The organism is Rothia santali, assembly GCF_024199905.1.
Taxonomy (GTDB): domain Bacteria; phylum Actinomycetota; class Actinomycetes; order Actinomycetales; family Micrococcaceae; genus Rothia; species Rothia santali.
This window is the reverse complement of the sequence record NZ_JANAFB010000001.1, coordinates 82,379-98,469: the sequence shown is the minus strand read 5'-3', so window position 1 is coordinate 98,469 and position 16,091 is coordinate 82,379. Positions and strand designations below refer to the sequence as shown.

At 72.9% G+C, this 16,091-nt stretch carries 12 protein-coding genes; 8 read left to right on the top strand and 4 right to left on the bottom strand.

Annotated features, from left to right (window positions below; translation table 11 throughout):
* Window positions 1–90: 90 nt before the first annotated feature.
* The 4 genes from NBM05_RS00415 to NBM05_RS00400 all read left to right on the top strand — a co-directional run bounded on the left by NBM05_RS00415 (window position 91) and on the right by NBM05_RS00400 (window position 7,272).
* Window positions 91–882: a TetR/AcrR family transcriptional regulator gene (locus tag NBM05_RS00415; RefSeq protein ID WP_254164385.1), complete on the top strand. Its 792-nt coding sequence runs from the start codon at window positions 91–93 to the stop codon at window positions 880–882.
* Entirely contained in the window at window positions 879–2,957 is a 2,079-nt protein-coding gene (locus NBM05_RS00410) for an acyl-CoA dehydrogenase family protein (protein ID WP_254164171.1), read from the top strand. Before NBM05_RS00415 ends, NBM05_RS00410 begins: the two co-directional genes overlap by 4 nt.
* A 166-nt stretch (window positions 2,958–3,123) precedes the next feature.
* Complete coding sequence (gene pepN, locus NBM05_RS00405; protein WP_254164169.1) at window positions 3,124–5,709, top strand: aminopeptidase N; 2,586 nt, start codon at window positions 3,124–3,126, stop codon at window positions 5,707–5,709.
* 204 nt (window positions 5,710–5,913) lie between these two features.
* On the top strand, window positions 5,914–7,272 hold the full coding sequence (locus NBM05_RS00400; RefSeq protein WP_254164167.1) for a hypothetical protein: 1,359 nt from the start codon (window positions 5,914–5,916) through the stop codon (window positions 7,270–7,272).
* A gap of 167 nt (window positions 7,273–7,439) precedes the next feature.
* Here the strand turns inward: NBM05_RS00400 and NBM05_RS00395 are convergent, their stop codons facing one another.
* From NBM05_RS00395 to NBM05_RS00385, 3 genes are all read right to left on the bottom strand, one after another.
* On the bottom strand, window positions 7,440–8,462 hold the full coding sequence (locus NBM05_RS00395; protein ID WP_254164165.1) for an LCP family protein: 1,023 nt from the start codon (window positions 8,460–8,462) through the stop codon (window positions 7,440–7,442).
* A 133-nt stretch (window positions 8,463–8,595) separates the two neighbouring features.
* Entirely contained in the window at window positions 8,596–8,856 is a 261-nt protein-coding gene (locus NBM05_RS00390) for a type B 50S ribosomal protein L31 (protein WP_254164163.1), read from the bottom strand.
* A gap of 138 nt (window positions 8,857–8,994) precedes the next feature.
* On the bottom strand, window positions 8,995–9,897 hold the full coding sequence (locus tag NBM05_RS00385) for a helix-turn-helix transcriptional regulator (RefSeq protein ID WP_254164161.1): 903 nt from the start codon (window positions 9,895–9,897) through the stop codon (window positions 8,995–8,997).
* A 198-nt stretch (window positions 9,898–10,095) separates the two neighbouring features.
* Between NBM05_RS00385 and NBM05_RS00380 the strand changes: the two genes are divergently transcribed.
* Entirely contained in the window at window positions 10,096–11,358 is a 1,263-nt protein-coding gene (locus tag NBM05_RS00380; RefSeq protein ID WP_254164159.1) for an SDR family oxidoreductase, read from the top strand.
* 60 nt (window positions 11,359–11,418) lie between these two features.
* On the opposite strand, the gene NBM05_RS00375 is transcribed toward NBM05_RS00380, so the two are convergent.
* Window positions 11,419–12,582, bottom strand: a complete 1,164-nt coding sequence (locus NBM05_RS00375) for an ROK family transcriptional regulator (RefSeq protein ID WP_254164157.1) — start codon at window positions 12,580–12,582, stop codon at window positions 11,419–11,421.
* A 142-nt stretch (window positions 12,583–12,724) separates the two neighbouring features.
* Between NBM05_RS00375 and NBM05_RS00370 the strand changes: the two genes are divergently transcribed.
* The 3 genes from NBM05_RS00370 (at window position 12,725) to NBM05_RS00360 (ending at window position 16,036) form a co-directional block, all read left to right on the top strand.
* Window positions 12,725–13,594, top strand: a complete 870-nt coding sequence (locus NBM05_RS00370; protein WP_254164155.1) for a sugar phosphate isomerase/epimerase family protein — start codon at window positions 12,725–12,727, stop codon at window positions 13,592–13,594.
* Complete coding sequence (locus NBM05_RS00365) at window positions 13,584–14,408, top strand: nucleoside/nucleotide kinase family protein (RefSeq protein ID WP_254164153.1); 825 nt, start codon at window positions 13,584–13,586, stop codon at window positions 14,406–14,408. The genes NBM05_RS00370 and NBM05_RS00365 overlap by 11 nt, the downstream gene beginning before the upstream one ends.
* 140 nt (window positions 14,409–14,548) lie before the next feature.
* Window positions 14,549–16,036, top strand: a complete 1,488-nt coding sequence (locus NBM05_RS00360; protein WP_254164151.1) for a sugar porter family MFS transporter — start codon at window positions 14,549–14,551, stop codon at window positions 16,034–16,036.
* Window positions 16,037–16,091 lie beyond the last annotated feature (55 nt).

The window sequence follows — 16,091 nt, the reverse complement described above, 5'->3', positions numbered from 1 at the left end:
TGGGTGCGGGGTGCGGTCGACCCCGTTCGCCGAGGGTGACCGGGGTTACATTCCCCAACGGTACCTGATACTCTGCGTATCGTGAACACCATGAAGCAGGAGGTCCCGGCGAGCGGCCCCCGCAGGCCGCGCGACGGCCGCAGCACGCGCTGGGCCGAGCACCGGGCGATGCGCCGCATCGAGCTGCTCATCAAGGCCAGGGGCGCGATCCACCAGCTCGGACCCGCCGCCTCGATGGGCGAGATCGCCCAGCTGGCGGGCACGTCCAAGTCGGTCTTCTACCGCTACTTCCACGACAAGCAGGGGCTGAGCCAGGCGCTCGGGGAGTTCCTGCTGGAACGGCTGGAGGGCAAGATCTCCGACGCCGCCCGCCGGGCCCGGGACGACCGGGAGCTGGTGCACGGCATGGTCGACGCCTACCTGGTGATGGTCCAGCGCTCCCCCGCGATCCACGAGTTCGTGACCTCGTACTCGGGCCTGGGCTGGAGCCGCACCGAGGAGTCGGCCGCGCCGACCTCCTCGCTCGGCGCCTTCGCGGATCACGTGGCCAGCCTGCTGCTGCAGAACTTCACCGACTCCGAGGCGAGCTCGTCCCTGCTGACCGGCACCCTCGAGCCGGGCTCGCCGATGCGGCGCGAGGGCCTGAGCTACTGGGCCCGGGCCGTGGTCGGCATGGTGCACTCCGTGACCGAGAAGTGGCGCCACGCCCAGCTGGAGGGCGAGGCGCCGGACCGGGCCGTCGTCGTCGACTGCCTGACCGACTGGATCCTGGCGCCCGTCACGGCGCCGGGGGCGGCCCCCACCCGGGGCGCGCCGCCGAACACCCCGGACCCGCAGACCCCGCGGGCCGCAGACCCCATGCCACCCAGGAGGAGAGCATGACACCCCTCGACAGCACCACCGCCGCCGGCTCGACCACCCGTCCCGCCGGCTCGCCCTCCGCCCGCTCGGCCGAGGACCTCGACGTCGCCGCCCTCAAGACGGCGATCATGGGCCGCTGGGCCCGCGAGCGCCAGGCCAGCCGGGACCTGATCGAGGACCCGGCCCTGCACCAGGACCCCACGCTGACCTACCACGACCAGCGCGAGCGCGTCTTCGGGCAGCTCAAGCTGCTGGTCGAGAACGGCCTGGTGCACCGGGCCTACCCCGCGGCCGTCGGCGGCGAGGACAACCCCGGGGGCAACATCGCCGGCTTCGAGGAGCTCGTCGCGGCGGACCCCTCGCTGCAGATCAAGGCCGGCGTCCAGTGGGGGCTGTTCGGGGCGGCCGTGCACCAGCTCGGCACCGAGGAGCACCATCGCCGCTGGCTGCCCGGGATCATGTCCCTGGAGATCCCGGGCTGCTTCGCGATGACGGAGATCGGCCACGGGTCCGACGTCGCCTCGATCGCCACCACCGCGACCTACGATCCCGAGACCCAGGAGTTCGAGATCCACACGCCGCTGAAGTCGGCGTGGAAGGACTACATCGGCAACGCGGCGGTGCACGGCCGGGCCGCCGTCGTCTTCGCCCAGCTCATCACGGGCGGCGTGAACCACGGGGTCCACGCGCTCTACGTCCCGATCCGGGACGAGCGGCGGGAGCTGCTGCCGGGCGTGCAGGGCGAGGACGACGGCCACAAGGGCGGGTTGAACGGGATCGACAACGGCCGGCTGGCCTTCGACCACGTGCGGGTGCCGCGGGAGAACCTGCTGAACCGGTACGGCGACGTCGCCCCGGACGGCACGTACTCCTCCCCCATCGAGTCGCCGGGCCGGCGGTTCTTCACCATGCTGGGCACGCTGGTGCAGGGGCGCGTGTCGCTCGACGGCGCCGCGACCAACGCCGCGAAGATGGCCCTGACCATCGCGGTGCGCTACGCCTACCAGCGCCGCCAGTTCACCGGCGGCGGGGACCGCGAGCAGGTGCTCATGGACTACCAGCTGCACCGGCGTCGGCTGCTGCCCCTGCTGGCCCAGACCTACGCGGGGACCTTCGCCCACCACGAGCTGCTGGAGACGTTCCACTCCGTGTTCACCGGGGAGGACAGCCCCGAGGACCGCGTGGAGCTCGAGACACTCGCGGCCGCGCTCAAGCCGATCAGCACGTGGCACGCGCTGCGGACCCTGCAGCAGTGCCGCGAGGCGTGCGGAGGCTCCGGCTTCCTGACCAAGAACCGGTTCACGGCGCTCTACCAGGACCTGGATGTCTACGCGACCTTCGAGGGCGACAACCACGTGCTGCTGCAGCTGGTGGCCAAGCGCCTGCTCGGCGACTACTCGAAGGAGTTCGCGGGGCTGAACGTGGGGTCGATCACCAAGTACGTGACCAGCCGCGCGGAGGACCTCGCGCTGAACCGGACGGGCCTGCGCCGCGTCGCGCAGTCGATCCAGGACAGTGGGGACAGCCGCCGGGCGGTCAACGCGCTGAAGGAGGCGGACAGCCAGCGGGAGCTGCTGCAGGACCGGGTGCACACGCTGATCGGCGCGGCCGCCCAGGAGCTGCGGCGGGCGCGGAAGCTGCCGGAGGAGGAGGCCGCCGCGGTGTTCAACTCCCAGCAGGTGCGGCTCATCGAGGCCGGGCGCGCGCACGGCGAGCTGCTGCAGTGGGAGGCGCTGACCCGGGCCGTGGAGGGGCAGGAGGGGCAGAACGCCGTCGTGCTCACCTGGCTGCGCGACCTGTTCGGCATGACGCTGATCGAGAAGAACATGGGCTGGTACATGTCCCACGGCTTCGTCTCGACCCGGCGGGCCCGCACCCTGGAGCCGTACATCAACCGGCTCATGGAGCGGCTCGAGCCGTACTCGCTGGACCTGGTCGACGCCTTCGGGTTCAAGCAGGCGCACCTGCGGGCGGAGATCGCCACGGGCATCGAGGGCATCCGGCAGGAGGACGCCATCGACTACCGGGAGCGGCTGCGGGCCTCCGCGGGGGCACCGGTGGACGAGAAGGCGGTGCGGGCCCGGCGGCGCCGGTGAGGCGGCGGTCAGGGACGACGGCGCGGCGAGCGGGGTGCCTCCCCGCTCGCCGCGCTGCGCCCCGCCCGGCGTCGTTTTCGCTGCGCCCTGCATCGTCCGCGATCCGCACCGCGCTGAGACGGCGTCGTCCCCCGGCCGCGCCGGGCGGGGCTGGTTTAATGGCCCGATGAGGAACGAGAACCTGACCCGCGACGAGGCCTCCCACCGCTCCGCGCTGCTGCGCATCGACTCCTACGACGTCCACCTGGACCTCAGCAACGCCGCCGACCCCGAGCTCGCGGCGTTCCCCGTCCGGGCCACGGTGCGCTTCTCCGCCGACCTCGCCCTCGGCGCGGAGACCTTCATCGAGTACATCCACCACAGCATCGACGCGGTGCGGCTCAACGGGGAGCCGCTGAACCGGCACGACGTCGTCGAGGGCAGCCGCATCCGCCTGCCCGGCCTGCGCGCCGAGAACGAGCTGGTGGTCCACGGCTACTCGTGGTTCTCCCGCACCGGGGAGGGCCTGCACCGGTTCCTCGACCCCGAGGACGGCCGGGCCTACCTCTACACCCAGTACGAGCCCAGCGACTGCCGGCGGGTCATCCCGGTCTTCGAGCAGCCGGACCTCAAGGCCTCCTTCAGGTTCTCCGTCACCGCGCCCGCCGCGTGGGAGGTCGCGTCCAACACCACGGTGGTCTCCTCGGTGCCGGACCCCGGAGACGAGGGCTTCAGCAAGCGGGTCTTCGCCCCCACCCGGCGGATCTCCACCTACGTCACCGCGATCCTCGCCGGCCAGTACCACGCCGTCGACCGCCTGCACCGGCCCGGGGCGCACGGCGGGGACCCGATCCCGATGACCCTGTACTGCCGGCAGGCCCTGCGCGAGCACCTCGACGCCGAGGAGCTGTTCTCGCTGACCTCGGCCGGGCTCGACTACTTCCAGGGGCTCTTCGCCTCGCCCTACCCCTTCGGCACCTACGCCCAGGCCTTCGTCCCCGAGTACAACCTCGGCGCGATGGAGAACCCCGGCCTGGTCACCCTGACCGAGTCCTACCTGCACCCGGGCGGGGCCACGCGCTCGCAGCTCGAGGGCCGGGCCAACGTGGTCATGCACGAGATGTCCCACATGTGGTTCGGGGACCTGGTGACGATGGCCTGGTGGTCGGACCTGTGGCTCAAGGAGTCCTTCGCCGAGTACATGGGGGCGCTGGCCGCCGCCGAGGTGGGTGGCTACGAGGACTCGTGGGTGACCTTCGCCCAGCGGCGCAAGGCGTGGGCGTACCGGCAGGACGCGTACTCCACGACCCACCCGATCGTGGCCGACGTCGCCGACGTCGAGGCCGCCAAGCAGAACTTCGACGGCATCACCTACGCCAAGGGCGCGGCCGTGCTGAAGCAGCTCGTGGCCCACGTCGGCTTCCGGGCCTTCGTGGAGGCCTCCCGGCTCTACTTCGCCCGGCACGCCTACGGCACCGCGGACCTGGGCGACTTTCTCGCCGCGCTCGAGGAGAGCAGCGGCCGGGACCTGCGGGGGTGGGCCGAGGCCTGGCTGCGGACCTCCGGGGTCACCGGGCTCGAGTGGGACCCCGGCGTCGAGGGCGGGGTGCGCCAGACGCCGTCCTCGGACGGGACCCTGCTGCCCCACACGCTGCGGGCGCGGTCCTTCCGGCTGCGGGACGGCCGGCTGGAGCCCGCCGGCGAGGGCGAGCTCGAGGTCCCCGCGGAGGGCCCGGCCCGCTGGGCCGAGGGGGGCCTGGTCGACGCCGCGGACCTGGTGCTGCTCAACCGCGACGACCTCACCTACGCCCTGATCGGCCTGCCGCAGCGCCACCTCGACGCCGCCCTCGCCGCCGGTGCCACGCTGACCGACCCCATCGACCGGGCCGTGCTGGGCAGCACCCTGTGGAACCTCGTGCGCGAGGGGCGGCTCGACCCGGCACGCTACGCGGGGCACGTGCTGGCCGGGCTGGCCGGCGAGGAGTCCGCCACCCTGCTGGAGGCGAGCCTCGGCACGGCGAGCGCGGCGATCCTGGACTACCTCCCCCCGGAGCGGCGGGCGGCCCCCCTGAGCGAACTGGCGGCCGCGCTGCGCGACCTCTGGGACGCCGCGGAGGAGGGCTCGGACGCCCAGCGGATCGTGCTGGCCCACGGGCTGCGCATCGCCCGGCACGCCCCGGAGCTGGTCCAGCTGGCCCGCGACGTCGTCGCCGCCTCCGCCCAGGCGGCCCCCGACGACGCCGCCCTCCTGCGCGGCCTGCCCGTCACCGAGCAGCTCGCCTGGTCCGCCCGCACGGCCCTGGTGCTCCAGGACGGGATGGGTGCTGAGGAGCTGGACCGGGCCGCGGAGGCCCGCCCCGGCCAGGAGGCCGAGATCGGCCGGGCCCGCTCGGCCGCCGCGATCCCCACCCCGGAGGCCAAGGCCGAGGCGTGGCGCCGCCTCCACAACGGGGAGCTGTCCAACGACCTGCTCTCGGCCACGGCCGCGGGCTTCGCGCTGGGCGACCCTGCGCTGAGCGCCCCCTACGCCGAGGACTACTTCGAGGAGCTGCCCCGCGTGTGGGAGGAGCGGACCATCGGCATGGCCTCGCGCTTCGTCACGGGCCTGTTCCCCGGCGTGGACTCCGGGGTCGACGTCGTCGGGGCCGCCCGCGGGCTGCTGCCCGGCGAGGCGGAGCTCCCCCGGGCCCTGCGGCGCCTGCTCACCGAGCGCATCGAGGACGCCGAGCGGCAGCTGCGGGTCAGGGAGGCCTGGGCGACCCGGGAGGGCTGAGCGGCTCGCGAGGGCTGGGCGGCTCGGGAAGGGTGAGCCACCCGGCGTTCCGGGCCCGGGCGCGTCGCTCCCCTCCCGTCCCGTGACGCGGGGTTGAGGAACAACACGGCGGCGGCGGGGCGAATGCGGCCGCGCCGCTCGCGTTGTATGAGATTCTAGGAACAACCGTGCTCGGTTCTTTTGAGACACCGGAGGAGAAGTGCCGTGACCGAATATGCGCTCAGCGACCGTGGTTCCGTGGACCTCGTGACGGAGGACTACTACGACACGGAGATCCTCCGTCTGTTCGACGGCCTGAGGGTCGACCGCGAGCAGATGATCGACGCGCAGGCCACGCTGGTGCCCGAGACCGACAACCCCCTGTTCCCCGACAGCATCGCCGTCTACGTCCAGGGACTCAAGGTCGCCCGCTTCGGCGCCGAGGACGCCCGGCGGTACTGGGCCCCGCTGTGCCGCGTGGTCACCTCCGGGTACTCCCCCGTGGCCCCCGTCCGGTTCTGGGCCACGCTGCGCAAGCTCGAGGGACGGGTCGTCCTGGAGTCGCGCGCGAGCCTGTCCGTCTCGCGCCCGGACCTGCTCTTCCCCGCCAACGACTCCCCGACGCACGCGGCGCTGCTCCCCCAGGGGCCGAGTCTGAAGGTCCTGGACGAGAAGGACCACGCGGAGTACCTCCACGCCGTCCTGCCGCCCAGTGGGGAGAGCCGCGTCATCCTGACCCTGGAGGCCAACCACCTCAAGCTGCCGGGCGGCCAGGAGGTCGACTCGGTGGACGTCCTGCACGACCGCCGCGTCGTCGGCCGGCTCAGCACGCAGATGTCGGAGCAGCTGGCGCCCGTGGTCCGCGACGCGTTCGCCCGCGACAAGCTGACCGCCGCGTGGGGGACCATCCGCGGCAGCGCCTTCGAGCTCTCGCTCACGGTGCAGACCGTGCGCGCCGACGACATCCCCTCCTCGTGGCGCGCCCACCTGCCCAACAGCCTCCCGCAGCTGCGGCCGGAGCAGGCCGACTACGAGATCGAGCCCGCCTTCGCCCCGAGCCACGCCGAGGAGCACCCGGAGAACAAGCGCCCCGTCCCGGCGGGCGAGGAGTCCCCCGAGACGGCGGCGGCCGAGCGGCCCCGGGCCCCGCTCTGGGAGCGCGCCCTCAGGGACCGGGCGCCCAAGGAGCGAGCGACCAAAGAACGAACGCCCAAGGAGCGAGCGACCAAGGACGGCCCGGTCAAGGAGCGGGCGAGCAGGGAGCGGGCCGCCGCGGCGCGCACCCCGCGCGAGCGCCCGGCGCGATCCCGCTGGCCGGTGTCGGCCCAGGCCCGCATCGGCTGGGTTCTCGGCGTGGTCGGCCTCGTCGTGCTGCTGCTCGGCCTCGTACTGATCTTCTTCCGGCCCATCCTCGGCATCCTGGGCCTGCTGCTCGGCGGGTCCCTGGCCTTCACCGGCCTCTATGTGGCCCGGCTTCAGGCCGGCGACCCCGGAGAGCCGGTCCCGAGCCTCGCCTCGACCGACGCCCGAGCGCAGGCGTTCTCGGAGCTCGGCACCTCCCGGAGCTCGGAGCGCTCCTCCTAGCTCCCGCGGTGGGGCGGGGCCGAGCAGCCGGGATCGAGCTGCCCCTGGGTCACCCCCTCTCCCCGCCCGGCACCGCCCTCGCACGGCAACCCTTTCCATCCCGCAGACGACGACGGCCGCCCTCCTCTTCGCAGAGGCGGGCGGCCGTTTCGGCGTCGGCGCGGGGGTCAGTCGGTCGAGACCGTGCGGGCGTACTCGTCCATCGTGCCGTCGGCCATGGCCTCGGACAGCCCGGAGATCGCGGCGTCGTCGAGGACCACGATCGACTGGCCGTCGTCCGACCAGCCGGTGCCCGCGTTGGGCAGGGTAAACATCTTGACGTTGTTCATCCCGCCCGGGCCCACCTGCAGCCCGATCTTGGCGATCTGGTTGGCCGTCAGCGAGTCGTCGACGCTCACGTAGGGCGAGAAGGTCTTGACCAGGTCGTTGACGCGGGCGGGGTTCGCCAGGGTCCCGGGGCTGGCCACCTCGTTCAGCAGCCCGCGCAGGTACGCCCGCTGGTTGCGCACGCGCTGATAGTCGCCGTCGGCGAAGCTGTAGCGCTCGCGGACGAAGGCGAGGGCCTCCTCGCCGTCGAGCTTCTGCTGGCCCTGGGTGAAGACGTGGCCGCCGTTGGTCGAGAAGTCCTCGGGGACGTCCACCGTCACCCCGCCCACGGAGTCGGTGAGCTCGCGGAAGCCCTCGAAGTCGATCTGGGCCACGTGGTCGATCCGGGTGTCCAGCAGGTCCTCGATGGTGCGGACCTCGAGCTCGACGCCGCCGATGTCGAGCGCGGCGTTGATCTTGGCCTGGCCGTGGCCGGGGATGTCCACCCAGGTGTCGCGCATGATGGACACGATGTAGGCGGCGCCGCCGTCGGCCGGGACGTGCAGCAGCATCAGCGAGTCGGCGCGCTCGCCGCCGACGTTGGCCTCGTCGGCCTCCCCGGCGCGGGAGTCGCTGCCCATCAGCAGGATGTTCTGCGCGTCGGTGTCCTCGGGCCGGTCGGCGTCGTCGGCGCCGGGGAGCGCCCGCTCGATCCGCTGGGTGCCCGAGTTGAAGTTGTTGGCCAGGTTGAACAGGTAGGCCCCGACGGCGATCGCCGCGACGAGCAGCAGCGCGATGAGGACCAGGAAGACCGCGAGGACCTTGCGGCGGCCGCGGCGGGGCTTGCGGGGCTGGCTGTCGGTCTCGTCGAGTAGCTGGGTCACGATGTGCTTCTTCTTCCACGGCGGGGGCAGGACTAGGCGCGGGAGGGCCCGGGCGAGCCTTCAGTGTAGATCAGAGGATACGCAAACGCCGGAGACTCCGCGGAGTCTCCGGCGTTTGTTAAGGCAGTCGGCTCTAGTTGCCGGACTTGCCGAAGTTCTTGAAGCGCGCGTTGAAGCGCTCGACGCGGCCGGCCGAGTCCATGATGCGCTGCTTGCCCGTGTAGAACGGGTGCGATGCCGAGGAGACCTCGACCTCGACCAGCGGGTACTCGTTGCCGTCTTCCCAGGTCTCGGTCTTGGCGCTGGTCACCGTGGAGCGGGTGAGGAACGTCGTGCCGGACGCGAGGTCGCGGAAGATCACCGGGTGGTAGTCCGGGTGGATGTCAGTCTGCATAAGTCGTCTACCTTCGTCGTCGGACTGGATTTTGCCAGGCCTCGGTATGTGTCCCGGGACCGCGTCCGCGGGAGTCGCCCGTGCGGGCAACCTTGTCAGCGTATCACGCGGGTCTGGGCGAGATGCGTGAGAGTCGGGTCACGACGACGTCGGGCCGGTCGCCGCGCGGCCCAGCGCCCGGTCGTGCGCCACGGCCCCGAGCAGGGTCAGCGCGTCCGCGGACTGATCGTCCACGGGCGTGTAGACCTCCAGCCGGTGGTCCGGGCTGTCGGCCTGCAGCCAGATCTGGAACTCGGCCATCAGGTCGCCGACCTGGGGGTGGTGGAACCGCTTCGTCCCGCCGGTGCACTCGGAGACGCGGCCGGTCGCCCACATCGCGGCGAACTCGCGGTCCTTCATGCACAGCTCCCCGATGAGGGCGGCCAGACCGGCGTCGTCGGGGTGCTTGCCGCTGACCAGCCGCAGGTAGGAGACGTTGGCGCGGGCCTCGTGCTCCCAGTCGGCGTACAGGGCGCGCATCGGGGCGTCCAGGAACAGGGCCCGGGGCAACGAGGGACGGGTGGCCGGGTCCTCCGCGCTGGCGAACGGCACGTGCGGGGCCAGGAGCGCGTGGCCGGTCCTGGTCCAGGCCAGGACGTCGTTGCGCCGCCCGAGGAGCACCGCGGGCTGGTCCGCGATCGCCTCCAGCATGCCCAGCGCGCGGGGGTGCGGCCGCTCGGGCCGGGTGCTGGGGGCGGGGCGCAGGACCGCAGGGCGGGCCAGGTCGAGCAGGTGCTCCGTCTCGGTGGCGGTGAGCTGCAGGGCCCGGGCGAGGGCCAGCAGCACCTCGGTCGAGGCGTTGCGGGCCTGCCCCTGCTCCAGGCGGGTGTAGTAGGCGACGCTGACGCCCGCCAGCTGTGCCACCTCCTCGCGGCGCAGCCCCGGCACGCGCCGGCGTCGGCCCGCTCCGGGGAGGCCGGCGCGCTCCGGGCCCAGGGCGGCGCGCCGGGACCGGAGGAACTCGCCGAAGTCGCGGGAGGTCGCGGGCGTCGAGGAAACCATGTCCCCCAGCATAGGCGCCCGCCGGCGGCCGATCCTGACCCTGCCGGTGGTACGCACCGCGGTCGCACGCTCAACGGATGTCTGGCTGGGCCGCCGATTCCGGAGGAGGGTGGTGAGTCGACGTCGCCGAGGCGGCGTCGGGCCCCGCACGGAACGGGCGGGCCCACCGGAATCTTCACGTCAACCGCAGGAGGAACCATGCGTCCCACCACACCCGACCCTCTCGCCGCAGCGCCGGCCGCGTCCGCAGCCGCGACCGGGACCGCAGGGGAAGCCGGAGCCGGAGCCGGAACGTCAGAAGGAGCCGCGGCCCGTCCGGAGCACGACGCCGCGGGCCACGTCCGGCTGCAGGGCCCGGGCAACGCGGCGGACGGCCGGCCCTCGGTCGCCCTGGTCGTGGGCGTCAACGGCATCGTCGGCTCCGAGGTGGCCCGCCAGCTCGCGGGACGGGAGGGCTGGGAGGTGCACGGCCTCTCCCGTTCCGCCCACGAGCTGCCCCGCGGCGTCCACCCCATCCTCGCCGACCTCCAGGACCGCGAGAGCGTTGCCCGGGCGCTGGCCGAGCTCCGGCCGACCCACGTCTTCCTCACGGTGTGGTCGCGCCAGGAGGACGAGGCCGCGAACATCCGGGTGAACCGGGCGATGCTGCGCCACCTCTTCGACGCGCTCTCCCCCGCCGGCTCGGTCCGCCACGTCGCCCTGATGACCGGGCTGAAGCACTACATGGGGCCCTTCGAGGCCTTCGGCACCGGCGAGATGCGGGAGACGCCCTTCCGCGAGGAGTCCGAGCGGCTGGAGACCCCGAACTTCTACTACGCGCAGGAGGACGAGCTGTTCGCCGCCGCCGAGCGCGACGGTTTCACCTGGAGCGTGCACCGGGCCCACACCGTGACCGGGCACGCCGTCGGCAACGCGATGAACTTCGCCCTCACGCTCGCCGTGCACGCCGCGATCGCCCGCGAGACCGGGGCCCCGCTGGTCTTCCCGGGCACGGAGACGGTGTGGAACTGCCTGACGGACATCTCCGACTCGCGCGTGGTCGCGGATCAGATGATCTGGGCCTCGACCACGCCCGGCGTCGGGAACGAGGCGTGGAACGTGACCAACGGCGAGGTGTTCAGGTGGCGCTGGCTGTGGCCGCGCCTGGCCGACGCCCTCGGCGTCGAGTGGGAGGGCCCCGGGGCCGAGCCGCGGCCGCTCGTGGAGCAGATGGAGGGGCAGGAGCGGGTCTGGTCCGAGATCGTGGCCCGGCACGGGCTGACGGAGGAGCGGCTGGACCGGGTGGCGTCGTTCTGGCACACCGACAGCGACCTCGGCGTCGAGGTGGAGGTCCTCGCCGACATGACCAAGAGCCGGCTCGCCGGGTTCGCGACCTACGTCGACACCGAGCGGGCGTTCCTGGAGCTGTTCGACCGCTACGAGGCGGACGGGCTGGTGCCGGCGCGGCCGCGGCGGGGCTGAGTCGCCGCGGCCGGGTGGGCGGGGCGCTGTCCGTACGACCCGCCCAGCCCGCCGGGGCCGTCACGCCCCCGTGGCGGACCCCGCGACGATCCGCTCGATCGAGCCCTGCGCCAGCACGGCGTCGCTGGCGATCAGCGCCAGGCCGGTGACGCCGTCGAGGGCGCCCAGCGCGGACCGGGCGATGGTGAGGTCGCGGGTCACCAGCGGCGTCGCGCGCTGGTAGAGCCGCTCGCGGATCCCGGCCATGAGCACCTCGTCGCACTCCGCGAGCCGGCCCGACAGGGCGATCGCGCGCGGGTTCAGGATGCCCACCAGGTCCGCGATCGCGTCGCCCACCACGCGCCCGGCCGCCCGGACGCGGCGGGTGGTCTCGATGTCACCGCGCGCCACGCGCTCGACGACGTCGGCCGTTCCGCGGACCTCGATCCCGCACCCGGCGAGTTCCCGCTGCAGCGCCCACCCGCCCGCGTAGGCCTCAACGCAGTCGAAGCTCCCGCACCGGCACGGGCGCGGCTCGGGGTCCACGATGGCCGCCCGGGTGTGGCCGATGTCCCCGGCCGCGCCGTTCTCCCCGCGGATGATCTCGCCGTGGAAGACCAGGCCCGCGCCGACGCCGGTGCCCAGCTTGAGCGCGATGACGTTGTCGAGCCGGTTCACGCGGGCCTCGGCGACGGCGCGGGCGTTGGCGTCGTTCTCCACCAGCACCGGGGCGTCGTAGTGCGGCCGGAACCAGGCGGCGATGTCGAAGCGGTCCCACCCCGTCATGATCGGCGGGTTCACGACCCGCCGCGCGGCGAACTCGACCGGACCGGGCACCCCGATCGCGATCCCCCACACCTCCGTGCACACGGGCAGCTCGCGGAAGGCCTCGAGCACCGCGCAGAGGACGGCCTCGGGACCCTCCCACACATCGATCGCGCGCTCCCGATGGGCCAGCGGGGCGCCCGTGAGATCGCACAGGGCCGCGGTGAAGCCCGTGGCGCCGACGTCGGCGCAGAGGATCGCGGCCCGCCCGGCGTTGAGCTCGAACCTGCTGGAGGGGCGGCCGCCGGTGGACTCGCCGCCCTCCACGGGGACGAGCAGACCGGCGGTCGTCAGCGCCGTGAGGCGGTGGTTCACGGTCGAGCGCGAGAGCCCGCAGCGGGCGATGAGCTCGGTCCGGCTGAGCTCCCCGTGCTCGCGGAACAGCGCCAGCACGTCGCTCTCGTGTGACCCGACAGCCATGGGCCCTCCTCTCGTCGCTCTCAGTCTAACGGACGGGAAGCATAAAGTCGGCACACTTTTGCGTTGACCAAACACAAAAGTGTGGATACATTGAGCTGGAAGTCACTCACGTCATCTCGACTCCCCTCGTGAAAGGCCCCCCATGACCGTCAATCCCCTCGGAGTCCACGCGCTCGTCTTCTCCGGCGGCACGACCCCCGACGAGGTCACCGCGACCGTCCGGCAGGCGAAGGCCGCCGGATACGACCTGCTGGAACTCTCGCTGCACGATCTCGACCGGCTCGACGTGAGCCAGACGCGCCGGGAGCTGCGGGAGGCCGGGCTCGACGTCGCGTGCTCCCGCGGCCTCGCCTTTGACGCCGACGTCTCGAGCGAGGACCCGGACGTGGTCGCCCGCGGCGCGCGCCTGCTGCACGACTCGCTCGAGGCGACCCACGAGCTGGGCGGGACGCACCTGACCGGGGCCCTCTACAGCGCGCTCGGCAAGTACGGCCGGCCGCTCGGGGCGGCGGGGCGCGCCAACGTCGTCGCGGTCCTGCGTGAGCTCGCCGCCGAGGCGGACGGGAAGGGCATGACCCTCGGGCTGGAGGTCTGCAACCGGTACGAGACCAACGTGGTCAACACGGCCGCGGACGCGCTGCGCCTGGCCGACGACGTCGGGCACGAGAACGTCACGATCCACCTGGACGTCTACCACATGAACATCGAGGAGGACGACTTCGTCCGCCCCGTGCACCTGGTCGGCGACCGCCTCGGCTACGTCCACGTCGGCGAGAACCACCGCGGGTACCTCGGCAGCGGCCACCTCGACTTCGGCTCCTTCTTCCGGGCGCTCGACGACGTCGCCTACTCCGGGCCGATCACGTTCGAGTCCTTCTCCTCGGCCGTGGTCTCCCCGACGCTGTCCAACGACCTGGCGATCTGGCGCGACCTGTGGCAGGACGGGCCGGCGCTGGCCCGGCACGCGCACGCGTTCATGACCGCGCAGCTCGAGGCGCACCGTGGTGCGTGAGGCCGCCGGGACGGCCGGCGCCGTGGACGACGCCGTGATCACCGGGGCTGCGGACGATGCCGTTATCGCAGGGGCCGCGAGGCGCGGAACCCCCGCCGGCGAAATCGCGACGGATGCGCCCGCGTTCGACGACGAGTCGTCGTCGCGGCCGCCCCTGAAGCGTCTCGACGCCCTGGCCCGGGAGGTCCGAGCGGCGGCCCGTCCGGGCGTGCGGTACCTGCTCGGCGTCGCCGGCAGTCCCGGCAGCGGCAAGACCACCCTCGCCACGGTACTGGTGGGCCGGCTCAACCAGCTCGCGCCCAGAACCGCCGCCTACCTCCCCATGGACGGATTCCATCTGGCCAACGCCACCCTGGACCGGCTCGGCCTCCGCGATCGCAAGGGCGCCCTCGAGACCTTCGACGGGTGGGGCTTCCTGGCCCTCCTGGACCGGGTCCGCGCCGAGACCGGCCACACCGTCTACGCCCCCAGCTTCCGGCGGGCCGTCGACGAGGGCGTGGCCGGCGAGCTGGCGATCGAGCCGGCCGCGGGCGTCGTCGTCGTCGAGGGCAACTACCTGCTCGCGGAGAGCGGCCCGTGGGCGCAGGTGCGCGAGCGCCTCGACACCGCCTGGTTCTGCTCGACCCCCGCGGCCGAGCGGGAGGCGCGCCTGGTCGACCGGCACGTCCGCCACGGCCGCAGCCTCGAGGCCGCGACCGCGTGGGCGCGCGAGGTCGACGGCGTCAATGCCGCGCTCGTCGAGGCCACCGCGGGCCGGGCCGACCTCGTCCTGTCCGGCGTGACCGCGGAGCCGCTGACGGCTCCCCTCGACTGACCGGCACCCGGGGCCCAGCACGCGTCCGCGTCAGCACCCGGCCGATCCGCGCACGGGCGCGCCGGCACCGGCTACACGCAGCGGGCCCGGCCTCCCCCACCCGCCTCACATCCATGCACCCGCCTGACGAAGGAGTCACCATGACCACTGGAGCGAGCACCGGCACCGCCGCGCTGCCACCCCTCGAGAAGTCCGGCCCCCACCGGCGCCGCCTCGGCCTCGTCTCGATCGTCGCCTGCTTCGGCGGGCTGCTGTTCGGGTACGACACCGGCGTGGTCAACGGCTCCGAGGGGCCCATGGCGGCGGACCTCGGGCTGAGCCTCCTGCAGCTCGGCGTCTTCGTCGGGCTGCTGCCCTTCGGGGCCGCGGCCGGTGCACTGCTGTGCGGGCGGCTCTCCGATGCGATCGGCCGCCGGCGGGCCATCATCCTGCTGGCCGTGCTGTTCTTCGGCGGGGTGCTGCTGGTGGTCTTCGCCCCGGGCGGGGACGGCGAGTTCTCCCTCGTCGGATACGCGATGGCCCTCGCGGGTCGCCTGGTGCTGGGGCTCGCGGTGGGCGGTGCGTCCACGGTCGTGCCCGTGTACCTGGCCGAGCTCGCGCCCTACGAGATCCGCGGCTCCATCACGGGCCGCAACGAGCTCGCGATCGTCTCGGGACAGTTGGCGGCGTTCGTCGTCAACGCGCTCATCGCCACGGTCTTCGGCACGGAGGGCCACGTGTGGCGCTTCATGTTCGCCATGTGCGCGATCCCGGCGATCGCGCTGTTCGTCGGGATGCTGCGGATGCCGGAGTCGCCCCGCTGGCTCGTGGAGCACGGCCGGCGCGAGGACGCCCTGGCCGTCCTCCGGACCATCCGGACGGTCCCGCGAGCGGAGGCCGAGCTCGAGCAGATCGACGTCGTCGCGGAGGAGGAGTCCCGCGGCCGGGTGGGCCTCGGCGCGCTGCTGCGCAACAAGTGGCTCGTCCGGATCGTGGCCGTGGGCTTCGGGCTGAGCATGATCCAGTCGCTCACGGGCATCAGCACCGTGATGTTCTTCGGCACCCGTGTCCTGGAGGAGTCGGGCATGACGCCGGGGCAGGCGGTGCTCGCGAACATCTCGTTCGGCGTCGTCGCGGTGATCGGCGGTGTCGTAGCGGTGCGAAACATGGACCGCGTCAATCGCCGCACCACCTTCCTGCTGGGGCTCGCGCTCACGACGTCGTGCCACCTGCTGATCAGCCTGGCCGCGGTGGTCTTCCCGGAGGGCAATCCGGCACGCCCGTTCGTGATCCTGGTGCTCGTCGTGGCGTTCGTGCTCGCGATGCAGACCTTCCTCAACGTGGCGGTATGGGTGTGGCTGGCGGAGATCTTCCCGCTGCACATGCGCGGCCTGGGAATGGGAATCGCCGCGGTCGGCGGCTGGTTGGTCCAGGGCGTGCTCGCGATCCTGATGCCGACGCTGCTGGCCTCCATCGGCCTGGTCGGAGCGTTCCTGATGTTCGCGGTCATCGGCGTCGCCTCGCTGCTGTACGTGTGGCGGCTGGTGCCCGAGACCCGCGGGCGCACGCTGGAAGCGCTCGAGGAAGATGTGACGACGGGGGCGATCCACGCTATCGGGAGGGTGCGGCGGGCCCGAGCTCGGCGCTGACGACGTCACCGTTGACGTGGGTGCGGCCAGCCATCCGACGAGCGCGGCCGGCTGG